The sequence below is a fragment of the Acidisphaera rubrifaciens HS-AP3 genome (assembly GCF_000964365.1).
Lineage (GTDB): Bacteria > Pseudomonadota > Alphaproteobacteria > Acetobacterales > Acetobacteraceae > Acidisphaera > Acidisphaera rubrifaciens.
Genome location: NZ_BANB01000073.1, coordinates 1 through 9,703, shown reverse-complemented (window position 1 = coordinate 9,703; position 9,703 = coordinate 1). Strand labels below are relative to the sequence as shown.

The following is a 9,703-nucleotide window of genomic DNA, read 5'->3' as shown; positions in this document are numbered from 1 at the left end:
AGCACCAGCCGCCGCCCGCCGAGGTCGAGCACCGTGCGGTCGGCGACCAGCAGCGTGGGCGGCACCATCCGCACCCGCGCGATCGCGGCGGCGCCGAGCTGGGCCGTGAACGAGCGCTGATACGACGCCCAGCGGTCGGCCATCGCGCGCGGCAGGTTGCGGTGCCCGACGAAGGTCACGCCGGGCTGCGCGAAGGCGGCGTTGCCGAAACTGTGATCGGGATGTTCGTGCGTGTTGATGACGTAGCGCAGCGGCCGGTCGGTGACGCGGCGCAGCGCGGCACGCAGCGCCTCGCCCACCTCGACGCTGCCACCGGTGTCGATCACCGCCGCCGCGTCGTCGCCCACGATGACCGTGAGGTTGGCGATGTCGCCGCGGTTGGCGGGCGTGGTCAGCGCGACCTGTCCGGGATGGACGTAGAGCCCTTTTTGCGGCGCGGCGACGAGGAACGGCGCCGCGGCGGCGGCGCCCGTTGCCGCATCCGTCGCGGCGCGCGCGAGGGCCGGAAAGGACAGCAGCGTTAACGTGTTGCATACGCCGTTGAGCACGGCCCGGCGGCCGATGCGCGATCGCATGCCGGTCGGACAGCGTTGATGACTTTCATGTTGCGCTGCACATCGCATCGACTTGATTTTGCTTTCGCGCTTATGGCGGATCGGGGCGATTTTCTGCCGCGGCCTATTGCGGAAATCGCGAAGACTGGCCTACGTTTCAGTAGTCGCCGACTTCAAGGCTGTCCACTAGGTTCGGGGGGGTGGACAATGCCTCGCAGGTGCTGCGGAGGCTTGAATATCAGTTGGGCGCGAAGCCCACGTTCCGCAGAGGCCGTGACACGCTGTTGGCAGACACACGTCCCGCTATAGTGGCCGCGGCTGGCCTGGTGCGATCCGTATGTCGCGCACCGAGCCGGTCTTTGGGCCTTGTGAGTGACGCGAGGGAGAGAAACTCAATGCGTATGAAGACGGCGCGGTACATGCTGGCGGCCGGAGTGGCCACAGCGTCGCTTCTGGCGGCCTCCGCCACGCGCGCGGACGACTTTACGACGGCCATGGCCAACTCGGCCAACTGGGCGACGCCGGCGGGCTCGGACAGCGGTCAGCGCTTCTCCGACCTGTCGCAGATCACCGCCTCCAACGTGCACAAGCTGCAGGTGGCGTGGACCTTCTCGACGGGCGTCCTGCGTGGTCACGAGGGCAATCCGCTCGTGATCGGCGACATGATGTACGTGCACGCGCCGTTCCCCAACACGGTCTTCGCGCTCGATCTCGCGCACGAGGGCAAGATCGTGTGGAAGTACACGCCGACGCAGGATCCGAACGTGATCCCGGTGATGTGCTGCGACACCGTCAACCGCGGTGTGGCCTACGGCGACGGCATGATCTTCCTGCATCAGGCCGACACGACGCTGGCCGCGCTCGACGCCAAGACCGGCAAGGTCGCGTGGTCGGTCAAGACCGATGACCCGTCCAAGGGTGCGACCGGCACCGGCGCGCCGTTCTATGTCAACGGCAAGGTCTATGTCGGCGTGTCGGGCGGCGAGTTCGGCGTGCGCGGCTGGCTCGCGGCGTATGACGCGAAGGACGGCAAGCAGGTCTGGCGCGGGTATTCGATGGGCCCGGACTCCGACACCCTGATCGACCCGCAGAAGACCATGTCGCTCGGCAAGCCGGTCGGCGAGAACTCTTCCGAGAAGACCTGGAAGGGCGACCAGTGGAAGATCGGCGGCGGCGATACCTGGGGCTGGATCACCTATGATCCGAAGCTGAACCTGATCTATTACGGGTCCGGCAACCCCTCGACCTGGAACCCGAAGCAGCGCCCGGGCGACAACAAGTGGTCGATGACGATCTGGGCCCGCGATGCCAACACCGGCATGGCGAAGTGGGTCTATCAGATGACCCCGCACGACCAGTGGGACTATGACGGCATCAACGAGATGATCCTGGCCGATCTCGAGATCGGCGGGAAGAAGGTGCCGGCGCTGGTTCATTTCGACCGTAACGGGTTTGGCTACACGCTGAACCGTGCGACGGGCGAGCTGCTGGTCGCGCAGAAGTACGACCCGGCGGTGAACTGGGCCACCAAGGTCGACATGGACAAGAACAGCGAGACCTATGGTCGTCCGCTGGTCGTGCCGCAGTACTCGACCGAGCATAACGGCGAGGACGTGAACTCGACCAACATCTGCCCCGCCGCGCTGGGCAGCAAGGACGAGCAGCCGGCCGCCTTCTCGCCGGTGACCAAGCTGTTCTACGTGCCGACCAACCACGTGTGCATGGACTACGAGCCGTTCCGCGTGTCCTACACCGCCGGCCAGCCTTACGTGGGCGCGACCCTTTCGATGTTCCCGCCGAAGGGTCAGACCAACATGGGCAACTTCATCGCCTGGGATGCCAGCACCGGCAAGATCGTATGGTCCGATCCGGAGCAGTTCTCGGTGTGGTCGGGCGCGCTCGCGACCAAGGGCGGCGTCGTGTTCTACGGCACGCTGGAGGGCTACCTGAAGGCGGTCGACGCCAAGTCGGGCAAGGAACTGTACAAGTTCAAGACCCCGTCGGGCATCATCGGCAACGTGATGACCTACGAGCATTCGGGCAAGCAGTACGTCGCCGTCCTCTCGGGCGTCGGCGGCTGGGCGGGCATCGGCCTCGCGGCCGGGCTGCAGGACCCCCATGCGGGCCTCGGCGCGGTCGGCGGCTATGCCGGCCTGAACAGCTACACGGCGCTCGGCGGCACGCTGACGGTGTTCAGCCTGCCGAACTGATCGTCTGACTTGAAACTACGGGCCGGCGTGAACCCTGCGGGGCCGCGCCGGCCCGATCTGTTTCAGCGCCCACGACGTGCGAATGTGCTGATCGAATTCGCCTAACAAGGGAAATTGAGTCGATGAAGCTGACCCGCGCGGCCGGTCTGGCTGCGATCCTTCTGCTGGCTGCCACCGGCGCCGTGCGCGCGGACGGCTCGGGCGATCCCAAACCCGTGTCGGAAGACGCGGGCAAATACATGGACAAGGACGGCAACCCGACCTTCAACATCAAGGACGGGAAAGTCGATTTCTACACGTATATCGGCTATGTTCGTTACGCGGCCAACTGCCTGCAATGCCACGGGCCGGACGGCCTCGGCTCCACCTATGCGCCGTCGCTGGTGAACTCGCTGCAGCACCTGTCCTATCCGCAGTTCATGGCAACCGTCGCCGGCGGCAAGAAAGACGTCTCCGCGGCGCAGACGCTGGTGATGCCGTCGCTCGGCACCAACAAGAACGTCATGTGCTACATCGACGCGATCTACGTCTATCTGCGCGCGCGCTCGGACGGCGCCCTCGATCGCGAACGCCCGAAGGCGCACGAGCCGAAGCCGAAGGGATTCCAGGAGGCAGAAGACTCGTGCATGGGCTGATGCGCCTCTGCCGGTTCCGCCGCGCGCCATGGGCCGCCGCGGCGCTGGCCCTCGGCCTGTGCGGAACCGCCGCGCGGCTGCATGCGCAGGGGCTGGGCGCGGGCGCGGAGCTGGTCGATCCCGACCATTTCCGCGTCTGCGCGGACCCGCGCAACCTGCCGTTCTCCAACGAACAGGGGCAGGGGTTCGAGAACAAGATCGCCGAACTCCTGGCGGGCAAGCTCCACCGCCCGGTGGAGTATACCTACTTCCCGCAGGTGATCGGCTTCTTCCGCGTCACCCTCAACGCCGATCGCTGCGACGTGGTGATGGGCGTGGGCGTCGGCACCGACATGGTGCAGACGACGAACCCGTACTACCACACGATCTACGCCCTCGTTTACCCGGCAACGTCCGACCTCGCGGGCGTTGATTCGATGGGCGATCCGCGGCTGAAGGGCAAGCGCATCGGCGTCGTCGCCCGCACCCCGCCCGCGACCCTGCTCGCGCAGAATGGGCTGATGGACAAGGCGAAGCCCTATCCGCTCACCGTCGACACCCGCTACGACGCGCCGGCCAAGACGATGATGGAAGACATCGAGGCGGGACGCATCGACGCGGGCGTGCTGTGGGGACCGATCGCGGGCTATTACGCGCTGCACAGCCCGGTGAAGCTGACCGTCGTGCCGCTGTTCAAGGACAAGGGCGACCGCATGGATTTCGCGATCGCCATGGGCGTGCGCCGGTCCGACCGCGCGTGGAAACGCACGCTCGACCGGTTGATTTCGGACAATCAGGACGCGATCAACAAGATTTTGACGGATTACGGCGTGCCGCTGCTCGACGCACAGGGCAAGCCGCTGAAGCCGTGAGGCGTCGCCTGCGCATCCTGGCGGTCGCCGCGCTCCTTGTGCCGGCGGCCGCCGGCCATGCGGCCCCATCGGCCACGCCACCCGCCGCCCCGCCCGAACCGGCGGGCTACCGCATGGACGACTATCACGGCCCGGTGCCCGCGACCCTGCGCGGCGCCACCGTGCTCGACGATGCCGCCGCCGCCGCCGCGTGGCGCGCGGGCGTGCCCTTCATCGACACCTCGCCGCAGCCGCCGCGCCCCGCCGGCCTGCCTGCCGGCACGCTCTGGGTGCCGCGGCCGCATCCCGACATCCCCGGCAGCCTCTGGCTGCCCGATGTCGGCTACGGCGCCATCGCCCCGGCGACCGAGCGTTATTTCCGCGACGGGCTGCGACGCGCGACCGGCGGCGACCGGTCCCGCCGCATCGTCATCTACTGCAAGGAATCGTGCTGGCATTCATGGAACGCCGCGAAGCGCGCCGTCGCCTGGGGCTACACGCATGTCGACTGGTATCCGAACGGCGTCAACGGCTGGAAGCGCGCCGGCCTGCCGCTCGCGCCGAACACCCCGCCGCCGCGGCCCGCTTCCTGACGCCGCGCCGCTACAGCCGCTGCAGGAAGCCGATGCGCGGCGCCAGCACGTAGTTGAGCTGCACCAGCATGATGAACACCAGGCTCCATGTCGTGCTGACCACCGACAGCAGCGCGCCCACGGCATAGAGCGTCTGCGCGATGATGATGCGGCGCTCAACGTCGCGGCCGGTCTGCGCCGCCACCCCCTCGCGCAGCAACCCGGCGCGCGCGGCATAGCGCCACGACGCGTACAGGATCACGCCCAGCAGCAGGATATTGAGCCAGTAGATCACCAGCGCCGTGCGATAGGCGATGAAGTCGCCCATCAGCACCGTGGAGAACGGCATCAGCGTTACCGCGAACAGGAACGCGAGATGGATCCATGTCAGGTCGCGGTTGCTGCGCGCGAAGTGATTGAGCTGCGTCTGCTGCCCGACCCAGAAGATGCCGAGCGTGAGGAAGCTCATCAGATACAGGCACAGCCGCGGCAGCAGCCCGACCAGCGCCGCGCGCAGGTCATGCTCGCCGTGCAGCGCCTCGGCCGCCGGCACATGCAGGTCGAGCACCAGCAGGGTCATCGCCACCGCGAACACGCCGTCACTCAGCGCCGCGAGCCGCTCCGCGCTGCCGCCGGCGAAGACGTTGTAGCGCGTCTCCACCGGCGGGCTACTTGCCGGTCTGCGGCAGTTCCGCCTGGATCGCGCGGGCGAGGGCGAACAGCCGCTGCTCGATCACCGACGGCACGGCGCAGGCATATTCGATCGACTGCCGCCGCGAATCGAACACCCGCCGGTCCCATTCCAGCCGTTGCATCGCCGCGCTGATCTTCGCCGCGTCGGCGTTCGGCGCCGTCGTCTCGGCGTTGACGCCCGACGCCTCGGCGCGCAGCGACGCTGCGAGTTCCTTCTGCCGCCGCCCGAACCGGTCCAGACCGTCCACCACCGCCCGGCGCTCGGTATCCATCAGGTCGAACACCGCCGCCATCAGCATCGGCAGCTTCACCGACCGGTCCGCGCCGAGCGTCGCCGCGAACCGCTTCACCTCCGCCGTCGCCTCGTCGACCGGCAGCCGCCGCTGCACCAGCCGCTGCGCGAGCGGCGCCACCTGCGGGTCCTGCTGCCATGTCTGCGCGTACGCATCGACCGGCGGCCCGGTCCACATCGTGCCGAGCGACAGGTCGGCCACCTTGATCGACTGGCACGGCCAGTCCGGATCGACGCCGTAGCGCGCGGCGGCGGCCAGGGCGGGGGCGAGCGCCGCGAGCGCCAGCCCGAGGATGAGGGCGCGCCTCATGCCGGACCTCCGCCACGCCGCACCATCAGCCCGCGCGCGGGGTCGTATGCGATGACGGCGGCGCTCGTGAACACCACCGTGCAGCCCGCGACCACGGCGAGCGCCAGCCAGTTGACCTCGCTGTACAGCGCGAAGCGGATCAGCTCGACGGCGTAGGTGAAGGGATTGAGCGTGCAGATGCGATAGATCAGCGGGCTCGACTGCTGCACCAGCCACAGCGGATAGAGCGCGGCGGAGGCGAAGAACATCGGGAAGATGACGAAGTTCATCACGCCCGCGAAGTTCTCCAGCTGCTTGATCGCCGACGACAGCAGCATCCCCAGCGCGCCCAGCATGAACCCGCACAGGATCAGCGCCGGCAGCACCGCGACATAGCCCCAGCCCGGCGCCACCACGCCCCACAGATAGGCGACGAACATGTACGCATAGGCCTGCAGCACGGAGACGGCGGTGCTCGCCAGCAGCTTGGAGATCAGCAGGAACCAGCGCGGAAACGGGCTGACCAGCAGCATCCGCATGTTGCCCATCTCGCGGTCATAGACCATCGACAGCGAGGACTGCATGCCGTTGAACAGCTGGATCATCGCGATCAGCCCGGGCGTGACGTACACCTCGTACAGCACGTAGGTGTCGTACGGCGGGATGATCGACACGCCGAGGATCTGGCGGAACCCGGCGGCGAAGATGAACAGCCACACCAGCGGCCGCACCAGGGCGGAGACGAAGCGCTCGCGCTGATGCACGAAGCGCAGCGCCTCGCGCCACATGATGCCGCGCAGGCATGTCAGGTAGTCACCGATGCCGAACCGGCGCAGCGGCGCCGCCTCCGCGACGGGGCCCGCGATCACCGTGGCGCTCATGCCGCCTCTCCCGCCTCGCGCGCCCGTCCGGCGGTCAGGGCGTTGAACGCGCCGCGTATGTCGGCCGCCCCCTGCTGCGCGATCACCGCCCCGGTCTCGCCGTCGGCGAGCACGCGGCCCTGATGCAGCACCACCAGCCGGTCGTCATCCTCCACCTCGTCCAGCAGATGCGTCGCCCACAGCACCGCCACGCCGCGGTCGCGCACCAGCCGGCGCACATGCCCCACGATCGCGCTGCGGCTCGCGATATCCAGCCCCACCGTCGCCTCGTCGAGGACCATGATGCGTGGGCGGTGCATCAGCGCGCGCGCGATCTCCACCCGCCGCATCTGCCCGCCCGACAGCCGCCGCGCCGCGTCCTTCGCCCGGTCGGCCAGCTCCACGTCCTCCAGCGCCTCCTGCATCCGCGCCCGCGCCTCCCGCCCGCGCAGGCCGTGCAGCGCCGCGTGATACAGCAGGTTCTCCCGCACCGAGATGTCAAGATCGAGGGTGCGCGCCTGGAACACCACGCCCAGCAGCCGCAGCGCCTGTCCCGGCTCGCGATCGATCGGATGTCCGAGGACGGAAATCCGCCCGTGCCGCGTGTCGTACAGCCGGGTGATCAGCGAGAACAGGGTCGTCTTGCCGGCGCCGTTGAGGCCGAGCAGCGCGGTGAACCGTCCCTGCGGCACGTCGAACGTGACGTCGTCGAGTGCCTTGCGCGCGCCATAGGAATGGCTGACGCCCGCGACCGACAGCGCCGGCACCCCCGCCGTCCGCGCCGACGCGGCCACCGCAGGGGCCTCCGCCACGGCGGTCACTGCTTCGCCACCACGACGCCCCACGGCAGCCGTCCGACCTGGATCGACTTCACCACGTCGAGATCCGCGACATCGATCACCGATATGTCGTTCGACAGGCCGTTGGTGGTCAGCAGGTATTTGTGATCGGGCGTGAACGCCATCTGCCAGACGCGCTGCCCGACCAGCAGGTATTTCTTCACCTCATACGTCGTCGCGTCGACCACCGCCACGCGGTTGGACGGGCCGAGGGCGACGAACGCCAGCTTGTCGTCCGGCGTGAAGCGCAGCCCGACCGCCTGCACCACGTCGGCGCGCAGCCCCTGTACCTGGAACTGGATCTTGCGCTTGACGACATGCTTGACCGGATCGATCACGCTGACGGTGCCGGCCAGCTCCGACGTCACCCACAGCTCCGATCCGTCATGCTTGAACATCGCGACGCGCGGGCGCGGATCGACCAGCACGTTGGCGACGACCTTGCGCGTGGCGAAGTCGATGAAATGCGCCATGTTGGTCGTCTCGGACGTGTTGACGATCGTCTTCCCGTCCGGGCTGATCGCCATGCCCTCCGGCTCCACGCCGGTCGGGATCTCGCCGAGGCGGGTGTCCTTCGCCACGTCGATCATCGTCACCATGTTGTCGTTCTCGTTCGAGACGAACAGGATGTCGTTGACGCGGTCGAGGGCGAACGTCTCCGGATCGGGGCCGGACGGCAGGCTGCCCACCACCTTGCGGCTGGCGAGGTCGATCACCTGGATCGTGTCGTCGTCGCTGGCGCAGACATAGGCCTGCTTGCCGTCCTTCGACAGCACGATGCCGCGCGGGCGCTGCCCGACCGGGATCGTGGCGACCGTCTTCATCGCGTCGAGATCGACGACGCTGACCGTGTTGTCGCGCTCGTTGGTGACAAAGGCGGTGAAGGCGTGGGCGGGCGCGGCCGCGAGCAGCCACGCGCACGCGCCGGCCAGTCCCAGTGCGGCCAATCTCAATGCAGGGAACATTTCGTCTCCGGCCGGTCATAGCCGAGCGTGTCGAGCTCGGTCACCTGATGCAGGAAGCCCTTCTGCGGCGAGATCGACACCACCGTGCGCCCGTCCGACAGCAGGATGGGCTGGCGCAACTGCCAGTCCCAGTCGCGCAACGTCAGCCGCTGACCCTTGTAGGCCGCGACGCCGAACTCCGGCGACTTGATATAGGCCGCGATCTTCGCCGGATCGGCGGTCGCGGCGCGGCTCGCCGCCTCGCCGATCATGCGCCCGGCGGTCCAGGCCTGCATGTCGAGGCTCTTCATGCCGCGATGGAACAGCCGGTCGAACCGGTTCTGCACCTGCGTGCCGCCCCATGCCTCGCTCGCCGGGTCCCACGTCTCGGGCCGCAGCCCGGCCGAGCCCGCGACCGGACGCGGGTCCCAGGTGCGATAGGGCAGATAGCCCGCGAACACCTCGTTCTCGTCGGCGGCGATCAGCACGTCATAGTCGGGCGCATTCTGCGTGAAGACCGGGATCTGCTGCTGTATCTGCACCAGCCCGCTGTCGGTCTGGCGGCTGCCGCCGGTATCCTTGAACACCCGCTCCTCGACGATCTTCGCGCCGTAGCGCTTGGCGGTGCGGCGGTACGCATCCGCCAGCGCCGCGTCCTCGGGGTGGCTGCCGTAGACGAGGAACCAGCGCGACCAGCGCTTCCACACCAGATACTGCCCGACCGCGTCGGCGAGCATCGCGCGCGACGGTGCCACGTGGATCACGTTGCCCCGGCACTGCGCCTGCCGCAGCGCATCGTCCGGGGAGGCGACGTTGAAGAACAGCACGCCCTCCGCCCGTCCCGCGTCCGCGAGCTTCAGCACGTCCGCCGCCGGCAGGTCGAGCAGGATCAGGCGTATTCCCTGCTTGACCATGGCGGCCAGCGCGGCGGTCGGATCATCGCCCGCGTGGATCACCTGATCGGTCAGCTCGAAGACCTGATTCG

11 protein-coding genes are annotated in these 9,703 nt (G+C 68.3%); 4 read left to right on the top strand and 7 right to left on the bottom strand.

The features are described from left to right. A partial coding sequence (locus tag B8460_RS02520; protein ID WP_148360265.1) for an MBL fold metallo-hydrolase occupies nucleotides 1–575 on the bottom strand: 575 nt, incomplete at its 3' end. Between the two features lie 374 nt (nucleotides 576–949). Here B8460_RS02520 and B8460_RS02515 point away from each other — a divergent pair. From B8460_RS02515 to B8460_RS02500, 4 genes are all read left to right on the top strand, one after another. Continuing rightward, the gene (locus tag B8460_RS02515) at nucleotides 950–2,764 is read left to right on the top strand and encodes a methanol/ethanol family PQQ-dependent dehydrogenase (protein WP_373855618.1); all 1,815 of its coding nucleotides are present in this window, start codon (nucleotides 950–952) and stop codon (nucleotides 2,762–2,764) included. Nucleotides 2,765–2,886: 122 nt separating this feature from the next. After that, the gene (locus tag B8460_RS02510) at nucleotides 2,887–3,399 is read left to right on the top strand and encodes a c-type cytochrome, methanol metabolism-related (RefSeq protein WP_048859995.1); all 513 of its coding nucleotides are present in this window, start codon (nucleotides 2,887–2,889) and stop codon (nucleotides 3,397–3,399) included. Then, nucleotides 3,387–4,250 carry a substrate-binding domain-containing protein gene (locus B8460_RS02505; RefSeq protein WP_199445519.1) on the top strand — a complete coding sequence of 288 codons (864 nt, stop codon included), beginning with the start codon at nucleotides 3,387–3,389 and terminating at the stop codon, nucleotides 4,248–4,250. The genes B8460_RS02510 and B8460_RS02505 overlap by 13 nt, the downstream gene beginning before the upstream one ends. After that, nucleotides 4,247–4,822, top strand: coding sequence for a PQQ-dependent catabolism-associated CXXCW motif protein (locus B8460_RS02500; protein ID WP_048859993.1), 576 nt, complete (start codon nucleotides 4,247–4,249; stop codon nucleotides 4,820–4,822). The genes B8460_RS02505 and B8460_RS02500 overlap by 4 nt, the downstream gene beginning before the upstream one ends. A 10-nt stretch (nucleotides 4,823–4,832) precedes the next feature. Here the strand turns inward: B8460_RS02500 and B8460_RS02495 are convergent, their stop codons facing one another. From B8460_RS02495 to B8460_RS02470, 6 genes are all read right to left on the bottom strand, one after another. Then, nucleotides 4,833–5,462, bottom strand: coding sequence for a TMEM175 family protein (locus B8460_RS02495; RefSeq protein ID WP_048859992.1), 630 nt, complete (start codon nucleotides 5,460–5,462; stop codon nucleotides 4,833–4,835). A gap of 7 nt (nucleotides 5,463–5,469) precedes the next feature. Continuing rightward, a complete protein-coding gene (locus tag B8460_RS02490) occupies nucleotides 5,470–6,096 on the bottom strand; it encodes a hypothetical protein (protein ID WP_048859991.1) in 627 nt (208 codons plus the stop codon). Continuing rightward, nucleotides 6,093–6,956 carry an ABC transporter permease gene (locus tag B8460_RS02485; RefSeq protein WP_048859990.1) on the bottom strand — a complete coding sequence of 288 codons (864 nt, stop codon included), beginning with the start codon at nucleotides 6,954–6,956 and terminating at the stop codon, nucleotides 6,093–6,095. The genes B8460_RS02490 and B8460_RS02485 overlap by 4 nt, the downstream gene beginning before the upstream one ends. After that, complete coding sequence (locus B8460_RS02480) at nucleotides 6,953–7,729, bottom strand: ABC transporter ATP-binding protein (RefSeq protein ID WP_241771082.1); 777 nt, start codon at nucleotides 7,727–7,729, stop codon at nucleotides 6,953–6,955. Before B8460_RS02480 ends, B8460_RS02485 begins: the two co-directional genes overlap by 4 nt. 23 nt (nucleotides 7,730–7,752) lie before the next feature. Beyond that, the gene (locus B8460_RS02475; protein WP_241771081.1) at nucleotides 7,753–8,721 is read right to left on the bottom strand and encodes a PQQ-dependent catabolism-associated beta-propeller protein; all 969 of its coding nucleotides are present in this window, start codon (nucleotides 8,719–8,721) and stop codon (nucleotides 7,753–7,755) included. A 2-nt stretch (nucleotides 8,722–8,723) separates the two neighbouring features. Then, nucleotides 8,724–9,703, bottom strand: a 980-nt coding sequence (locus B8460_RS02470) for an ABC transporter substrate-binding protein (protein WP_048859988.1), incomplete at its 5' end; no start/stop codon positions are given.